Consider the following 17,724-nt stretch of genomic DNA (forward strand, 5'->3'; position numbering starts at 1 on the left):
ATATTAAGGAATTATTAAGCAATCACATCATCTACAGGAGTACTACCATTTTTCAGCCAGCCGGAAGGCGTTATTCCGGTTGTTTTTTTGAAATATTGATTGAAAGAAGATTTAGAATTGAATCCTGCCTCAAAAGCAATAGATAAAATATTAGGTACTTTATGATGCTCCCTCAATCTTTCCATTTCTACTATTACGTGTTGAATCCGATATTCATTGATATATTGATAAAAAGACTTTCCCAGGTATTTATTAAGCGATTCCGACAAATGATGCCGTGGTACTTTGATCAGTACCGCCAGGCCATCCAACGACAAATCAGCATCTGTATACAACTTTTCATTCACCATCTGATAATTGACTTTCTCTATAATTTCAGCTTGCATGGTATCCGATAATGAAGACTTCTTTTGTTTACTTTCTGAAATGAAGCCTGCTTCATGGGTGGTACCCAAGGGCGCTGCCATATGATTTATTGGTGCTGGCTGCGGCTCAGGACTGTCTATCAAAACAGGATAAACAAAGTTCTTCCGGGCTTCTACCAGCGCAGGTTCGGCCAGTAATAGATGACCATGGGAGATATCTGCCGCGGAGATATTACATATAGCAATAATTTTCACCCGGCCGATGGCCAGGCAAATAGCCAACAGCATGGTATAACTTACTATCCTTATCCAGAGATGCGCATCTGTTGCTGAAATTTCATTGGGGAAAGCCCCGTTAGCTAATGATATCAAAGTGCTGATAGCAATACCACCAATAAATATAGTCGCTATAAGGCGGATGAGTTGCTTCTCAGAAAATGACAGTCCCCGTAATTGCTGCGATATATTCAGCGATTTTATACCAAAAAAAATATATGAAACAGTGCAGGACCAACCTACCATCTTATTATATAAGCCGATATAAACAGGAGTTTTGCCACCATGGGTAATTACATACCCCGCAATGGTGAAATAAGCGATAGCCGCCAATCCTGCAGGAATAAACAAAAATGCCACTTTTATAGCCGGCATCTTCCGGTGTTCCTGGAATTGCCTGGCGTATAGCCATAACAGTGGTGCGTATAATAACACAATAAAAGTACTATAGCCCTTATGAATTTCCGCGTCCGGAAATGCCTTGTTCATCACAAAGCAACCTGTCAGATGTACAAAGATACAGGCCAGCAGCCAGCTCAGTATACGATCATTCCTCACCGGTTCCTTCGCGGCAAAAACAATAGAAATTCCCAATACAACCAATGCCTGGAAGGCACCTAACAAACTAATGTAGTTCAAACCAAATACTTTAATAGTGTTAATTCCTGTGTTCCGTTTCACAAAACTACTATTCCAACATTAAGGAATTATTAAGCCGGCACCACGTTGTATCCAATCGAAAATCAACGGAAATATTTCTTCCATAAAAACACCCGACTGCCGGATGGCGTTACGGTCATCTACCGCCTGGTTCACGGATATCACCGCATCCAGGGATGGGATGAGGATCAGGAATTGCCCGCCCCAGCCCATGCCGTAAGTGATAGCTGTTCCCTTAAATGTTTTATGATAGAAGAACAATCCATAAGTGGTATTCCGGAGTCCCCAGGGTGCCGGGTAGGTTTTCGGGGGATGAAGTAACGCCTGGGTCCATTGCGCTGCTACCAGCTGTTGGCCGTTATATCGACCACTATCCAGTATCAGCCGGCCTATTTTATTCATGTCGGCTGTACGCATGCGCACGCTTAATAATCCGCTGCCATCATTATATCCGTCTTTCATCAGCGGCCACTCTACCTGCTCAATTCCCAGCGGTGCAAAGAGATATTGACGTGCGAACTCCAGTGTGCTTTGCCCCGTGGCTTTGGTAAGTATCACAGATACCAGGTGAGAGGCGGCGTTGTTATAATGCAATTCGGCGCCCGGATCAGACAGCAGGGGTTGTTGCCATACGTAACCGGATGGATCAGGCAACCCCAGGTAACGGTCTAACCGGTCAAGGTTTTCATGCCACAAGCCAGAGGCCTGGTTCATGACATCCGCAATAGTGATTTGTTGTTTACGTTTATCCGGATCATTTTTCAATGCCGGCAGTATGTCACATAGCCTGGTTTGGATTGAAGGAATAAAACCTTTGTCGATGGCAATGCCTACTAATACCGCATCCAGGCTTTTGGTGAGAGATTGATGGTTGCGCAGGTCGTTCTCCTTTTGTCCGTTAAAGGTGTTAGCGTATACTACCTGGTTTTTCACCGCTATTACCAGCGAGTAGATGCCGCGGTTGTTGCGGACAGCCAAAGCTGTATCAAAAGGTGCCTGTGATTTTACGGAGCTGGCAATAAGTACCAGCAATAAAAAGCAGATGATTCTCATAGCGGCTGTTATTAGTGCTTCATGGGTTACCCGGATCCTGTCTGATAAATTAAACATTTTTTTTGTAAGAAGGAAAGCCGGGTGAACAGCCCCAATGGAAATATGGGTTGATTATTTTCGCCTACTTATGCATTGCTTTTCTTTCGCACTAGTCTGACCCACCAAAATGTAAGAATAATACCTGGTTACCCATGTCAAACAGGAAGTCATTACAGTACCCTTCGTAATAGCCTTCAAATGCTTTGTCGCTGGGCTGCCAATCTATTTCAACACGGTAAAGTTGTGGTTCGCTGCCAACTATTTGTTCCAAACAATCTAAAAATTTCTGCTGCAGCAAATGGTCAACGTAAAAGCTATTGTCTAAGCGTACTTTTTCAATTAACTCTTTTGCACCTTGTTTGTAATGACCACGCTCGTCAAATAGCGTCGTTCTGTTTGTTTTAGTAAAAACCTCTGCTATTATCTGGTCAAAGTACGGCCGCAGGTCTTTCCTGAGTACTTCCCGCCAGTTCCCGGTTATAAGCGTTGTGGTCACTAACCAGTTCTTTTTATTAAAATGTGCTAAGAGGGTGTCCTGGAAGTCAGCATTCACTTTCTCTATCATCCCGACAGCATATGTTTTGCCGTCATTATCAAATGTATTTAAATAGGATATGCTATCAAGAAATCCTTTTAAATAAATTAGCCTGTCTCTATAATTATCCATCGATTTGAGATGTTAAATGAAAGGAAATTATTGGTTACGCAATATACCCTACGGGTGGCACATTTTAATTCTTCCTTATGCAACAACACCATTCAACAGGAATGTTTCTACCAAATTAGCGTAAGTCTCAGGTTCCTCATACATAGGAATATGGCCGGAGTATAACATCTCTGTAAAACTCGCGTTAGGTATCAACGCCGCAATTTCCCGGCCCCATTCCGGTGGATTCAGCCCGTCATACTTTCCGCTGATAACAAGTGTTTCAGCCGTTATTGCAGGAAGGTCTTTCCGGAAATCAAATCCTTCCAGCGCTTTACTGGCTGCTGCAAACTGTTCTGGTGGCATCTGGGGAACAAATACATCCATATGCACTTTCATCGCTTCCGGATCATAAGTGAAGTAGCGGACCAGGTAGGAAAAAATTTCGTTCTTATCCATGCCTGTCAGCTCATCGGCATGCTCCGTCATGAGTCGTTGTATTGAAGAGGTCAGGCCGTTGGACTTTGGTACTGTCAACACCAGTTTGTTTACCCTGTCTCCCAGCGCAATTGCCGCCCCCTGCACAATATAAGAGCCCATAGACACGCCATATAAAGCGGTTACCGGCAACTCATAATAATCCATGATACCAATAACATCGTTGATGTGGTCCTGTAAAGTATAGGCTGCAGGCTTGTCTGACTGTCCATGTCCCCGGCAGTCGAAAGCAATGGTTTTAAAGTGAAGCGAAAGCCGGTCAGTCAGGTCTGAAAAATAGCTGTGGTCGCCGCCAATGCCATGGACAAGGATAATAGGATGTCCGGTTCCTTTCACTGTTACATTTAGTTTGATTCCGTTGATTGTTATCAGGGCCATATCGTTGGGTAATTTTAAAATTTCCGGCGCCCATCCCGTTTAAATGCGCCGGCAATGTATAACATGGACGAATATACGAAAGACTGGTTTAATTCATCATTGTCTGCAGCGGGGCAATATGCTATCTTTATGCTTCATCCGGAAAAAGAAAAAAATGTCTGACTGGGAAAGGGCTTATTGCGAAACCAACGGTATCCGTCTACATTACACCCGCACGGGTGGCAACAAACCACCGCTTATACTGCTGCATGGCCTGATGACAAACGGCCTTTGCTGGAGCCATATTGCCCGTGTACTGGAAACGGATTATGACGTTATCATGCCGGATGCCAGGGGACATGGCCTCTCCGGTAAGCCGGGCCACGGCTATCAATACGAGGATCATGCAAGTGACATCATTGGTTTCATATCCGCCTTACAACTTCCGGCGCCTGTTCTCCTTGGGCACTCCATGGGTGGGATGACAGCAGCCGTTGTTGCCAGCCGCATTCCTGCTGCACTCTGTAGCGTAATCCTGGCGGATCCCACCTTCCTGTCGCCGGCAGTTCAGCAGGAAGTGTATGAGAGCGACGTAGCCGCGCAGCATCAAAAAATACTGGGGCAATCATTGGAAGAACTGATTGCTGCAGCACGAATCCGGCATCCTAAACGATCACCGGAAATAACGGAGACATATGCAAATGCCCGCCTGCAAACCAGCATGGCGGCTTTCGACGTACTCAGGCCACCGAATCCTGATTACCGGGAACTGATCCGCCGGATAGATATACCTACCTTGCTGTTATTTGGCGATAAAGGTGTGGTGCAAGTTGACATGGCAGAGGAATTACAGCAACTGAATCCCCGGCTACAGGCAGGGCTGATCCGGGATGCAGGACATAGTTTGCACATGGATCAACCGGAAGAATTTATAATGATGATGAAAACATTTTTGAATACGGGTAACTGTTGCGGTTAACCACAGATTAATAACCTCGTGCCATCCTGATGGCCAATGCCCAGCAGATAGCGACTAATACCACGCCGGAGATCATCATCCACTTGCCCTTTTGTCGTGTTTTTTCTGCAAACGCCAGTACGCGCGAACCATCCGGCAATGTTTTTTTGGTCCACCAGATAAATCCTCCCATAAAGATGCCCAGGAAAGAGAACACGGGTGAATATGGAAATGGTATAAACACGATGAGCGGGGCCAGGAAACCAATTAAAACCCCGGCGACCGGTATTTCCTGCGGCTGCGAAAGCGTCTGTATGCGGCCATTCCCTGTTTGTTCCAGTTGTTCAGGTGAATAGGTTATCCCCCGCTTTTCCAAAAGTTTTAACGCCAACGCATAATCGAAATCGCCCCATTCATCTTTCTTTGTAATCACCTCTTTCAACTCTTCGGTAGTGAAAGACAACAGGTAATAATCAGGCTCCACGTCCTCAGGATCCACGCTGATCAGGCTTTTCAGGAGGGCATCGGCACGGGAAAAGTCCGCCGCCGCAATTTTCACCAGGTGTCGCTGATCAAAGTTCTGTCCAACATAAACTTTATCCAGCAATATCACCTCCTCTTCATATTGCGCAGGGATATGATGTTCGTGCAGGAGCGTTATTATTTCAGCGGCCTGTTCTGCCGTGTGAAATCTTTTAAAAGTCAGTAATTCTTCCATAGATATTTATCGGGCCATGAAGATACAGCTTCGCATGAAGATTCCAACATCCGCAGTAGCTGGCGGGTGTTGCTGCAGTTGGCCCAACATCTCTTTTATAGCTGCTTCCACTGCTGCCGGCTGATCCTGGTGAATATAATGTCCGCTACCCGGCACTAATACCTGCCTGCTCCCCCGCGAAAGGTGTAACAGGTCCTGTTGCATACGGGTCCAGGCCTGTAGCATCTCTCCCTGCAACCGGCTATCTTTAATAAATGTATTGAATCTATCGGGATCGGTGGCGGTCAGCACATATAAAGGAATATTGCCCATCGCAGTAATTTTTGCGGCGGCTGCTTTTACGGATGCCATTTGCTCCTGCTCTTCAAGGATACCCGCTGCGCAAATAGTAAGTATCCCAGCACGAACGGTAAAAAATGAAGCAGGTCCCATTGCTGAAATCGTATAGGTTGCGTTTGATACTTTATATACAGATACAGGAAAGGTCCCTGTGCCAGCGGCATCCATAATCCCAGAACCGCCCACGATGGATACGTGGTATATCCTCCGGACATCAACAGGTATACCGACAGTAGCATGGTAGCAGAAACCGCCAGCCAGCAGGCAAGCATATAATCTGCCACCGCTTTACCTGACTTGGTGAACAACACCACCGATAAGAAAACGCCGATAATAATACCTGGTAAATACAATATCTCCACCTATACGCCTCACATTTTCGGCTAAATATAAGATAATAACAACACGATAACCGTACTTTTGTGGCATGAAAAAGATGCGGACACTTACCGGAAAAAATGATGTTATACTAAAAAACATTGAACAACGCGACCTGGCGGACATGGCGATACTCGCCAATGATCCTGCTGTAGCCGCCAATCTCCGTGATATTTTTCCATCGCCTTATTCCCTGAAAGATGCGGAGGAATTTTTTGCGCTGATCCAGGAAGGCAAGCTGGATCATGTATGGGGAATTTATGTAAAAGATAAAATTGCCGGTGTGATTACCCTTACACCACAAACAGATATTTACCGCCACTCTGCTGAAATTGGCTACTGGCTGGGTGCGCCCTTCCGGGGCAAAGGCGTTATGACCGAAGCGGTATCATTACTGACCGCCTATGCATTCAATGAATTATCTATCCTTCGTATTTATGCTGGCGTATTTGCTTATAATGAAGCATCTAAACAGGTGTTGTTGAAGAGTGGATTTCACCAGGAAGCGGTGAAAGTAAATGCAATTATTAAAAATGGTGTTTTGCATGATGAGCACCTGATGGTCATTATGAATATCTGAGGAGATGGATATGGAGCTGCCGGCGCGCGGATTAACGATTCCGCCAGCGCAGGCAGCCACGTTAACTTTTAAAAATCAAACGCGCTATGGCGCTCCTTTTTAAATATAACGCGTTCATATATACGGAACTACTTACCGTATTTATAGGAATTTCCATTTTTATTTATTTAAATTGCTGTAGTAAAATTGCCACGTTTTGAATACTATTGCTGCTTTGAAACAGGGTAACCTTTTGGTATTTAATGAAGTCTACTATACCTGGCACAAAAGGATTTACTATTTCATTCTTCAAAAAACAAGGTCGTCCTTCATTGCCGAAGAGGTGACGCAGCTTACTTTTATTAAATGCTGGAACCACCGGGAACAACTGGCAGACGAACTCGATATCCAGTTGCAGTTGTTCCGTATTGCCCGCACCACCCTCATCGATTTACTACGTAAAGAAACTGTTTACAAGGAAAAAATAATCCATGTAATAGATAAATATACCCTGCCTGTAGATGACCTCTGGGGCAAGCTGGCGGAAAAGGAACTGCAGGTCAAAGTAGCAAATGCACTGAAAGAAATGCCCCCCATGCGTCGCAAGGTATTTGAAATGAGCCGTTATAAAGGCATGAGCTACCAGCAAATTGCGCACGAACTTTCCTTGTCGTCCAGGACAGTGGAAACACATATTTTCCAGGCCCTGAAACAGATCAAGCGTTACCTGGGATTCCTGGTCTCGCTCCTGGCCTGGTTTAGCCGGTTTTAAAATATTTTTTGCATCGGACTACGTAGTTAGTGCTTTACAAACGTATTACTTATCTATCAGCCGTATACTATTATGATAAATGATGAATTACTGAAACGGTTTTTCAGCAATAAATGCACACCGGAAGAAGCCCGTGAGGTTGGTAAATACCTGCAGGAACATCCTGATCTGGCAGAAAAATATCTGCCGGTGGAAGAATTCCTGCAACAAACAAACGACGACAACTTCCCTGAAACCGTTTCCCGGCAATGGCTGAGAAATATTCATCTGCAAACAGTGTCCCGTAACAGGCGGCAAAGGTGGGTAAAACGACTGGCCATCGCGGCGGTTGCCACCGGCGTGTTAACAGGCGGTACCCTCTTCCTGGTGAACCGTCACCGCCCGCAAATGGCGAACAATACATCTATCGTGGTGGCTATTCCACGGGAACAACAACAGCTTACCGTCAACAACGGCAATAAGGCCATGACCGTGGTATTACCGGACGGATCTGTAGTACAACTGCTACCCGCTGCCACCATGGTATATTACAAGGAATTCAAAGCAAACAGGCATATATACCTGACAGGAGAAGCGGATTTTACTGTAGCCGCCGACAAATCACACCCCTTTACTGTTCATAGCGGCGAACTAACGACCACGGCATTAGGCACCTTTTTTCATGTGAAAGCAATCCCCGGGGAGGATATGATTACCGTAAGACTCAACAACGGGAAAGTATTGGTAGAAGGAACAGTCAATAAAACCAAAGTCATTAATGATGTAGTACTGACACCAGGTAAAGAACTCAGGTATTACCGCAGATCCGGGAAGGCCGTGGTAGCTGATTTTAATACGTCAGCCGCAAATGTATTAGTAAAAGCCGGTAACAACGGTACCGGTTACACGAAACCGGACTGGTATAAGTTTAACAATCAACCAATGTCACAGGTATTGGAACAGCTGAGTAATTACTATGGCGTAAGCATCTATTATTATCCTTCCGACGTAATGGAAATTTATTTCGATGGTAAATTTGAGAAAACAGACTCACTGGAAAAGATCCTGACCGATTTAACGCTTCCTAATAATCTTGCGCTGATCAGAAACGATAGCGGATTTATTATTAAGAAGAAATAATTCACTGATATAGTTCTATTCCACAATCGACGCCAATGGCGTTGGGGGCTTGCTGTGCCCTGTACTTTAAAAACACGTTCCAGTTATGAAGATGTTCTATCGACCAAAATGGCGCCTTTTCCTGCTGCTGATTATGCTGATATCAGGCGTATCCATGGCGCAAAGCCGCATGCAGGTGACCGGCACTGTGCGCACGGATCAGGGCGAACTACTCCCTAATGCCTCTGTGGTGGCACTCAATGAAAAAACAAAGTATACTGCCGGTGTTATGACGGACAGTAACGGTGTATTCCGTTTTTCCGGGTTACCCCCCGAAGGAAAATACGCTTTCAGCATTTCGTATGTGGGCTTTGAAACCCAACAACTGAACAATGTCATCCTGAAACCAGGGGGCACCCTCACCTTTTCCATACGCCTCGTTAAAACCGTATCCGCGTTGAACGATATCGTGGTAATCGGCTATGGTACTGCCCGGAAGAAAGATATAGTCGGCGCTTTCAACGTGGTGAATGTGAAAGAAGCCGGCGCCGTTAACGCTACCAACCCTTCACAACTACTCATTGGTAAGGCTGCAGGCGTACAGGTACTGCAAAGCAGTGGTGTAGCAGGTGCAGATGCCCAGATCATTATCAGGGGTACCGGTAGTTTTACCGATGTGAATCCCCTGTATATCATCGACGGTATCCAGGGCAGCAAAGGCCTTTTTAATAGCATTAGTCCGCAGGACATCGAAAATATCACCGTCCTGAAAGACGCCTCTTCTACCGCCATCTATGGTTCCGCAGCGGCTAACGGTGTGGTGATTGTCACCACCAAAAAAGGTAAGACCGGTCCTCCCCGCGTCAGCTTTACCACGCAATGGGGTATGGCCAAAGCGTGGAAACAGTTACACCTGCTCAACACCGATCAATATGTGGAAGCATTGAAAGATCTTGCTGCTACAAAAAATACTACCCTGCCCGCCAAATTCAGCACACCCGGCGGATTACAGGACAGCACCAACTGGCAGGATGCGATATTCCGCAACGCCATGGTATCTGAAAATGATCTGAACCTCAGCGGAGGCGGCGAAAGGGTAAACTATAGCATCTCCGCCACCTATATAGATCAACAGGCCATCTTAACCGATGCTACCAATAAAAGATTTCAGGCACGTCTAGGCCTGGAAGAAACACTTGGCCGCTTTAAGTTTACACAAAACGTGATCGTACGCCAGTATGTAGGGAAAGGTAACTATGCCAATATCATCAATGCGATACAATATGCACCGTATAAACCGGTGCTGGATCCATCTATCCAGGGTGGCTACTCTATTGTTTCCAATATCGATGATTATAGTAATGCGATCAATCCGCTGCAGGAAATTGCCATGAAAAGTCAGACCGCCAAATCACTGGCTTTCTTCCCGCAATTATCCGGTGAAGTACGCATCATCGATGGATTGAAGTTCCGCTCGCAATTCGCTGCAGAAGTGAATTCCAACCGGACCAGCAGTTACCAGAAACAATACCAGGCCTCTAATTTCCTGAACCAGGCCCGCCAGGCCAATCTCGTTTTTTCAGAGAACTCTTACTATATGGTAGAAAACTACCTGTCGTACGACAAATTAATCGGCAAACACCAGTTGTCTGCCATAGCGGGACAAAGCTACATTGACCCGGGACGTACCAACGGCTCTTCTATCAGAGGTACCGGTCAACCTAACGATAACCTCCCGGATGTAGTAGTGGCCTCTTCCCAATCTGTCACCAATACTTACTCCAACTACTCACGTCCTTCTGTGATCTCTTACTATGCCCGCCTGAACTATACCTACGACGATAAATATATGCTGACCACCAGTTACCGCAGAGATGGCGCTTCCAACTTCGGCCCCAATAACCGGTATGGTAACTTTGCCGCCGGTGGTGTATCATGGCGCTTTTCAGAAGAAAATTTTATTAAAGACAATTTGCCTTTCTTATCAGAAGGAAAACTCGGTGCCAGCTGGGGACAAACCGGTAACAACAACATTCCCAACTTCCTGAACACCGCAAAAACCTACCAGGGTACGCCTGGTGGTGCACTGGTATATTCATTCGGCAGTAACGAAACATTTGTATCCGGTACCACACTCGTTACCTTGAGCAACCCGGATTTAAAATGGGAGCAAACCACGCAGACAGACATCGGCCTCGACCTTGCATTCCTGAAAAACCGCCTCACCGTGGAAGCAGATTGGTATGATCGTAAAAGTACCGGTTTGCTGGTGACCACTTTATTGCCTGCCAGCATTGGAGTAAGTCCTACGGGCACACAACCCAGGAAAACAGTGAATGCCGCAGACGCGCGGAACAAAGGTTTTGAACTGACCATCGGCTACCACGATAAAATCAACAAAAACTTCAACTTCAACGTAAGCGTGAACGGATCGGTGAACCACAACGAAGTATTATCCCTGGGCGACCAGTTCTCCGCCCCTATCCAGGCGGGCGCCTTTACACCGGTACCTACCACTACGTATACTGCTGCGGGTTATGCCATTGGTTCTTTCTACGGTTACCGCATGGACCATGTGGCCAAAGATGCAGCAGAAATCACGGCACTCAACGAAGCTGCTGCTAAAAAAACAGGCAACCCGAATGCAAAATACCAGGACGGTTTGTTACCGGGAGATTTTATCTATAAAGACATTGATGGCGACGGCGTGGTAACCGGAAAAGACCAGGAAATTTTAGGTAATGCCATCCCTAAATATGTATACGGTATCAACGCAGGTATCACCTATAAAAATTTTGATCTGAACCTGGTACTGTCAGGTGTGAGTGATTCAAAACTGCTGAATGGCCTGAAATTAAATACCAGCTTCATGTCTACCGGACATAATGCAACCACTGATATCCTCGACAGATGGCGTAAACCCGGCGATGTAGCCGCACTGCCAAGGATAGGACAAAATGTAACCGGTAATGGTAATCTCCGCCCATCCGACTTTTGGCTGGAAGATGGCAGCTACCTGCGCTTACGTAATATTACCATTGGATACAATGCACCTGCTGCCATATTAAGCACCGCGACAAAAAACACCCTTAAATCGCTGCGCATTTACATTGCGGCGCAAAACTTAATAACCCTTACCCGTTACAGTGGTTATGATCCGGAAATAGCGGGCGACTACATCTTTGCACGCGGTATTGATCAGGGCCAGGTGCCACAGCCAAGAACTTTCATGGCTGGTCTTCAATTAGGGTTTTAATTTTTAAAAGTGATTTTATGAAGAAGCATATACGTCAACTATTACTAATAACCGGTCTGATGGCCATTTCCACAGGATGTAAGAAATCACGTCTTGACCTGGTAGATCAGAGCGCCTACGCATACGATACCTATTTCACCAACATTGCCGCGCTGAACCAGGCTACCGTTGCCAGTTATGCAACCCTGCTACATCCTGGACTGTGGGCCAGAGAGTACTATTTCATTTTTGACCTCATGGGTCATGAAGCCAAACGCGCCAGCTTTTTACTGGGCCCCGAACAGGAACTGGGAGATTATACCTTCGGTACCAACAACTCGGACCTGGGCAGCTTATGGGGCTCCCTTTACCGGATGATTTTCAGGTGCAACCTGGTAATTGATCGCGCAGCCGCCTGGAATCCTACTGCCACCGCAGATCGTGCAAAACTGAATCAATACCTGGCGGAAGTGAAGTTTCTCCGGGCATATGCATACCTCCATTTAGTTACTTTATGGGGAGATGTGCCACTCTATACCGATTATCAAACCACGCTTCATAACAACTACCTGTCACGCAGCGCAGCCGCAGATGTATGGAAGCAGATTGAAAAAGACCTGACAGAAGCAGAAGCTACCACAGAATTACCTACAGTATATTCCGCAGCAGAATTGGGCCGTGCTACCAAAGGTGCGGTGATTGCCCTCCTCGGAAAAACTTACCTGTACCAGAAAAAATGGGCCCAGGCACAAGCGGCGTTTGAAAAGCTGATGGGCGCACCTTATACTTACAAACTGGACCCTTCTTTCGACAATGTTTTCAGTACCACCAACCAGAACACGCCGGAAAGTATTTTCCAGGTCATGAATCAACAGTGGACGGATTGGGGTGTTGGCTCTCCTTACTATATGTTTGGTAACGGCGCAGAACAGGTAGGTAAACAAACACATAGCGGTCGCGCTATGGAATACGGCTTTAACGACTGGAAAAACGTATACATCAGTACTGCTGCAGTGAAATCGTTCACTTATCCAAGCCCGGTGGATGGATTACCGTATACGGATCCCCGTGCCCGGTCCACTTTCTATGGCACCCCTGCCTCTGGCGGCGACACCGTATTTTGCCAGCAATGCGCTACCGGTATAAAATCTTATAACTTTGATGCCACCGATCCACAAGGTGATTATCGCTGGAAGAAGTATGAATATTACAACCTCGTAGAAAAATATGGTGATCCGAAAAGCCCGATTAACGGACAGGTCATCCGTTTAGCAGATGTGATGCTGATGCTGGCGGAAGCATACATCCAGCAAGACAACACCGGTAATGCACCGTTGGCACTGATAGACAGCGTACGTTCCCGCTCCCATGCCCTCCTGTATACTACGTTGGGGGATAAAAACAACGCGATGAAAATATTAATGCGCGAACGGCAACTGGAATTATGCGGAGAACAAAGCCGTTATTTCGATCTGCTGAGATGGGGTATTATCAAGCAAACCATCAATACAGAAAAAGCTGCAGAACCAGGCACGGGCACGCAACCCTTCCAGGATAAAAACCTGTTGCTCCCTATACCAGACATTGAGAAGAATTACAATCCTAACGTTGCGAAAGACATTAAAAATGGATGGAACTAATTCGTTCTGCAACAACAGCATGAACCACAAAAGCCCGCGTTCAACGCGGGCTTTCCATTAATGTTATCTACTGCTGATATTAATTCCAGTTGTCTATTTTGACATCGTCAGGAGAAGGCTGTCCTTTTCCTGTTTCTATCAATGACTTCAGGCTCATCAGGAACACGGCCCATTTAGTACTGCAGTGATGTATAAATTCAACAGGTTCTGCCCAGCCCAGGTTTCTAAAGAGTACGATAACATAATCACCGTCCTGTTTCAGCTCAAAGCTGATGGTAGTAACGAGCCACTCTTTGGGGCCTTCTATTACTGCCCATTCCACGAAGTTGGGAGCTTCCAGTTTCTTTACCTTCATAGTGATACTTCCGTTCTCACCAAATCCGAATGTAATGGTATTGCCCACCTGGTTACCTTCTCCTTTTGTGTCGGAAGTCCACCAGCCTGCCAGACCTTTCTCTGTGGTCAATGCGCGGTACACCTCATCAATAGACGATGTTTTAATTCCAACCCGATGTAAGATATTTGCCATAACTGTTTATTTTTTTTCAAAAATACTGGCTTATACAACTTTTTATAGGGGGTGTGTTGGACAAGATATAGGGGTGAATTGGACAATCCGGATCATCAGCAAACGACCACGGGCACTTACTGGCTTTAACTATATATCAATGGAGATCCGGCAACAAAAGGTTTACTCACACATTAAAATATCCGCTCAACAGAAAATAGCCGGCACCAATCATCAAAAGATCTACGCTTACCGACATCAGGATTAACGACCACCCAAAAAGCTTCCAGTAGCTAAGATGCACCAGTGTTTCGGGCTTTCCAGGTATAAATATAAAATTCCTGGTATCTCCCACCTTCCATAATGGGAACGAAGATCCTCCTGAACTTTTATACTCCATTCTTTCCTGCTGACGGGTACGTACCTCAAAAACAGGATAATAAAACTCTCCTTCATCATCTTTTCTCTTTTCCAAATTAACAACGGTACCCACCGCCCGCTCACCCTTATTTAAAAAGGCCATCCTGTTTTTCATACTCGCTACGGCTGCAACCAACAGCAAGCTGCCAATGATTATAAAAATGGAATACACGATCATTTGATTAGATTTTCTGGTGGCGGTCATCCACGTTAGAAATAGGATTCATTAACTTTCTCTATTCGTGGCTGGAGAAAAAAATATCCTCCGCCAATAATCAATAAAGGAATGGCGATTGCCATCAGGACAATCGTCCAGCTGAAGATCCAGAAATAACTCATCATCCGGACTTCATCCGGCTTTTCAGTATCATACAAAAAGGTGGCCTGCTCTCCTATATGCCAGGACGGTGGGTTACTGGAAGCAGGAAGTTCATAAACAACCGGGGGATGTTTTTTTACCTTTATTTCAAAAACCGGTGAATAGGCGCCGTCACTCAATTCCATTGAGACAACGGTGCCAATGGCTCTTTCACTTCTACCGATGTAATCAATGGACTGCTTCAACAGGGTTAATGATATCGCCAATAAAATGAGACCAGTTAACAAATATAGCTTGTACCACATAGGCTAAATACCCTCATTAATTTGATAATGGGTAAATCCAATACAAGATAATACAATATCTCATTCCATCTTCAAACTCTTCACCGGATTTGCTACCGCTGCTTTTACTGCCCGGTAACCAACCGTCAGCCATGCAATCAACTCTGCCATCAGAATAGTAGACAGGAACAATCCTACACCAATATGTATCCGGTATGCAAACTGCTGTAACCATTGATGCATGAAGTAATACGCCAGCGGGGCCGCAATTAAAAATGCTATGCCGATAAGTACCGTAAATTCTTTAGAGATCAAATAAACGATATTCGCTACGGATGCACCCAATACTTTTCTTACTCCCACTTCTTTGGTGCGTCGTATCACCATAAACGTAACAAAGCCATACAAACCAAGACAGGAAATAAATATCGCAATGCCTGCAAATACTTTATACAATTGGGAGAGCTGATTTTCCTGTTCGTAAAAGCTGGCGATTTTGTCATCCATAAATTCGTACTCGAAAATAAAACCAGGATACGCTTTATTCCAAATCCGCTCAACGCTGGCTAAGGCTTCTTTGGTGCGTTGTGGCTGTATTTTTATATTGAGCATCCGGTATACCGTTTTGAAAGAACCCAGCACGATAGGCGTCATTTCCGTTTTCAACGAATTGCCATTAAAATTCTTCACAACTCCCACAATAGGCGCCACCATATCGCCATCGAAGAAAGTTATTCTTTTACCGATGATATCCTCAGGATGACTAAACCCTAATTTTTTCATCATCAGTTCATTTATCACAAATCCATTTACGGAATCTGCCGGGCTATAGGGCGCTCCGCCCATGAACCGGATATGATAGGTTTTAAAGTAATCTGCATCTGCCCATTTAAACTCGGTTCTGAAGCCTGATTTTTTTGTAGCATTTTCGAATTTAAAATCACTGTCCCATCCCGCCTTATCTATTGGACTAAATGCGCTTAAACTTACACTTTCTATGCCGGCCTGTTGTAGCAGTTCCTGTTTCAACGCATCCATTTTAGTTTTGGAAGATCCATCATTAGCCATGGGTACAGTAATGATAGCCTCTTTGTCGAAACCCATCGGTGCATGATGGAAAAAGTCCATCTGGCTTACGACCACTAATGTTCCCATGATTAGCGCCTGCGCGGTAGCAAACTGAAAAATAACCAACACTTTCCTTACCGCCACACCACCTACTTTATTGCTGGTAAACTTACTTTTCAATGCAGTGATAGGATTAAAGCCAGATAATACCATGGCCGGGTATAGGCCGGATAGTAAAGTAACCACTATCAACACGCTGCATAAAAATATGACAAGGGAAAAACCAGGTTGTATTTTCAGTGGTGTTTGTAATAGATTATTCAAAAAAGGTAATGCAACGAATGCCAGCAAAACTGCCAGCACAACGGAACCAATGGTAATGAGCAACGTTTCGCTGAGAAACTGCAGCACTAATTGTTGCTTACTGCTGCCCAGCACTTTCCTGATGCCTACTTCTTTTGAACGGCTCACTGATTGTGCCGTTGCCAGGTTAATAAAGTTTATACACGCCACCAGCAACAGAAACAGGCCGATTAAACTTAACGCGGTGATCAGTTCTTTGCTGAACGTACCACGGTTGTAAGTCCCAAATTCTCCTTCATAGTGTATGCCACTCAATGGCTGTAACAGGTAACCCTGGTTGGCATATTCAACAGGGGTATGTTTCTTTACAAAAGTGCGAAGGTCGTTGTTGAATTGAGCGGCAGCAATATTTTCAGGCAGAACCAGGAAGGTATTTAATGATCCGTCGAGGCCGGCCCAATCTGTTAACATATCTTCCTGGCTGGCGGTTTTAAAAGAAAATACTACCTGTAGCGGGAAGTCAGTATTAGCAGGAATATCTTTCAGTATACCGGTTACCCTGCAAAGTTGTCCCTCCTGCTGAATAAATTTACCTACCGCTGTATGCCAGTCTCCAAAATATCTATTCGCGGTTGCCTGCGTAAGTACCGCGGTGTTGGGTTCCGACAGTGCCGTTTTGGGATTTCCTTCTACAAAAGGGAAATTGAAGATGTCGAAAAATTCAGGCTCTGCAAAGAATACATTCTCCTTAAACTTCTTTTGCGGCGCATTTCCTTTATCATCCGGTAAAGTGATCAACTTATTATCTCTCGCGAATATGCGGGCCACGTGTTCCAGTTGTGGATAGTCGAGCCGCAACGCATCAGCCACCGGAAAAGCACTGGCTTTCGAATAGTTCATTCCCTGTGGTGTTTTCACAGCCGACACCACTCTATAAATGCGCTCCGGGTTATGATGAAAATTATCAAAGCTTGTTTCATACTGAAGGAGTAAAAAGATAAGGAGGCAGGCGGCAATGCCTACGGCTAATCCAATACTGTTAATAACAACATAGGCTTTATTGTTACGCAAATTTTGCCACGCGGTTTTCAAATAGTTTTTCAACATAAAAGATGAAATATTAAAGTTGAGCAAGAATGACGGGCAAGGTGCCAATAAAAATGCCACTTAATTATTCTACTAAAAATCAATTATATATAAATATACATAATTTGCAAATGTGCGTTTTTGA

17 protein-coding genes are annotated in these 17,724 nt (G+C 45.1%); 6 read left to right on the forward strand and 11 right to left on the reverse strand.

Annotated features, from left to right (window positions below; translation table 11 throughout):
* Window positions 1-14: 14 nt before the first annotated feature.
* From J7623_RS22590 to J7623_RS22605, 4 genes are all read right to left on the reverse strand, one after another.
* Entirely contained in the window at window positions 15-1,322 is a 1,308-nt protein-coding gene (locus J7623_RS22590) for a helix-turn-helix domain-containing protein (protein WP_291924652.1), read from the reverse strand.
* Window positions 1,323-1,340: 18 nt separating this feature from the next.
* Entirely contained in the window at window positions 1,341-2,354 is a 1,014-nt protein-coding gene (locus J7623_RS22595; RefSeq protein WP_291924654.1) for a serine hydrolase, read from the reverse strand.
* A gap of 148 nt (window positions 2,355-2,502) precedes the next feature.
* Complete coding sequence (locus J7623_RS22600) at window positions 2,503-3,060, reverse strand: hypothetical protein (RefSeq protein WP_291924656.1); 558 nt, start codon at window positions 3,058-3,060, stop codon at window positions 2,503-2,505.
* Window positions 3,061-3,135: 75 nt separating this feature from the next.
* On the reverse strand, window positions 3,136-3,915 hold the full coding sequence (locus J7623_RS22605; protein WP_291924657.1) for an alpha/beta fold hydrolase: 780 nt from the start codon (window positions 3,913-3,915) through the stop codon (window positions 3,136-3,138).
* A gap of 154 nt (window positions 3,916-4,069) precedes the next feature.
* Here J7623_RS22605 and J7623_RS22610 point away from each other — a divergent pair, with 154 nt between their 5' ends.
* The gene (locus J7623_RS22610; protein ID WP_291924658.1) at window positions 4,070-4,873 is read left to right on the forward strand and encodes an alpha/beta hydrolase; all 804 of its coding nucleotides are present in this window, start codon (window positions 4,070-4,072) and stop codon (window positions 4,871-4,873) included.
* Between the two features lie 7 nt (window positions 4,874-4,880).
* Here the strand turns inward: J7623_RS22610 and J7623_RS22615 are convergent, their stop codons facing one another.
* Genes J7623_RS22615 through J7623_RS22625 form a run of 3 tightly spaced genes read right to left on the reverse strand, consistent with a single transcriptional unit; the run spans window position 4,881 to window position 6,271 of the window.
* Window positions 4,881-5,570 (reverse strand): hypothetical protein, encoded by a 690-nt coding sequence (locus J7623_RS22615; protein WP_291924660.1) that lies wholly within the window; start codon window positions 5,568-5,570, stop codon window positions 4,881-4,883.
* A gap of 6 nt (window positions 5,571-5,576) precedes the next feature.
* Window positions 5,577-5,921: an alpha/beta hydrolase gene (locus tag J7623_RS22620; RefSeq protein ID WP_291924662.1), complete on the reverse strand. Its 345-nt coding sequence runs from the start codon at window positions 5,919-5,921 to the stop codon at window positions 5,577-5,579.
* Window positions 5,909-6,271 carry a hypothetical protein gene (locus J7623_RS22625; protein WP_291924664.1) on the reverse strand — a complete coding sequence of 121 codons (363 nt, stop codon included), beginning with the start codon at window positions 6,269-6,271 and terminating at the stop codon, window positions 5,909-5,911. Before J7623_RS22625 ends, J7623_RS22620 begins: the two co-directional genes overlap by 13 nt.
* Before the next feature lie 65 nt (window positions 6,272-6,336).
* Between J7623_RS22625 and J7623_RS22630 the strand changes: the two genes are divergently transcribed.
* From J7623_RS22630 to J7623_RS22650, 5 genes are all read left to right on the forward strand, one after another.
* On the forward strand, window positions 6,337-6,867 hold the full coding sequence (locus J7623_RS22630; RefSeq protein ID WP_291924666.1) for a GNAT family N-acetyltransferase: 531 nt from the start codon (window positions 6,337-6,339) through the stop codon (window positions 6,865-6,867).
* Window positions 6,868-7,063: 196 nt separating this feature from the next.
* Window positions 7,064-7,618, forward strand: a complete 555-nt coding sequence (locus J7623_RS22635; protein ID WP_291924668.1) for a sigma-70 family RNA polymerase sigma factor — start codon at window positions 7,064-7,066, stop codon at window positions 7,616-7,618.
* A gap of 72 nt (window positions 7,619-7,690) precedes the next feature.
* Window positions 7,691-8,737: a FecR family protein gene (locus tag J7623_RS22640; protein WP_291924670.1), complete on the forward strand. Its 1,047-nt coding sequence runs from the start codon at window positions 7,691-7,693 to the stop codon at window positions 8,735-8,737.
* Between the two features lie 85 nt (window positions 8,738-8,822).
* The gene (locus J7623_RS22645; protein WP_291924672.1) at window positions 8,823-11,972 is read left to right on the forward strand and encodes a TonB-dependent receptor; all 3,150 of its coding nucleotides are present in this window, start codon (window positions 8,823-8,825) and stop codon (window positions 11,970-11,972) included.
* Between the two features lie 17 nt (window positions 11,973-11,989).
* A complete protein-coding gene (locus tag J7623_RS22650; RefSeq protein ID WP_291924675.1) occupies window positions 11,990-13,591 on the forward strand; it encodes a RagB/SusD family nutrient uptake outer membrane protein in 1,602 nt (533 codons plus the stop codon).
* Between the two features lie 79 nt (window positions 13,592-13,670).
* On the opposite strand, the gene J7623_RS22655 is transcribed toward J7623_RS22650, so the two are convergent.
* From J7623_RS22655 to J7623_RS22670, 4 genes are all read right to left on the reverse strand, one after another.
* Window positions 13,671-14,120, reverse strand: a complete 450-nt coding sequence (locus J7623_RS22655) for an SRPBCC domain-containing protein (protein ID WP_291924677.1) — start codon at window positions 14,118-14,120, stop codon at window positions 13,671-13,673.
* Between the two features lie 166 nt (window positions 14,121-14,286).
* Window positions 14,287-14,697, reverse strand: coding sequence for a DUF3592 domain-containing protein (locus tag J7623_RS22660; protein WP_291924679.1), 411 nt, complete (start codon window positions 14,695-14,697; stop codon window positions 14,287-14,289).
* A 32-nt stretch (window positions 14,698-14,729) separates the two neighbouring features.
* A complete protein-coding gene (locus tag J7623_RS22665; RefSeq protein WP_291924681.1) occupies window positions 14,730-15,143 on the reverse strand; it encodes a hypothetical protein in 414 nt (137 codons plus the stop codon).
* 60 nt (window positions 15,144-15,203) lie between these two features.
* The gene (locus tag J7623_RS22670) at window positions 15,204-17,600 is read right to left on the reverse strand and encodes an ABC transporter permease (RefSeq protein ID WP_291924683.1); all 2,397 of its coding nucleotides are present in this window, start codon (window positions 17,598-17,600) and stop codon (window positions 15,204-15,206) included.
* Between the last annotated feature and the right edge of the window lie 124 nt (window positions 17,601-17,724).

The organism is Chitinophaga sp. (assembly GCF_017745275.1).
In the GTDB taxonomy this organism is placed as follows: domain Bacteria; phylum Bacteroidota; class Bacteroidia; order Chitinophagales; family Chitinophagaceae; genus Chitinophaga.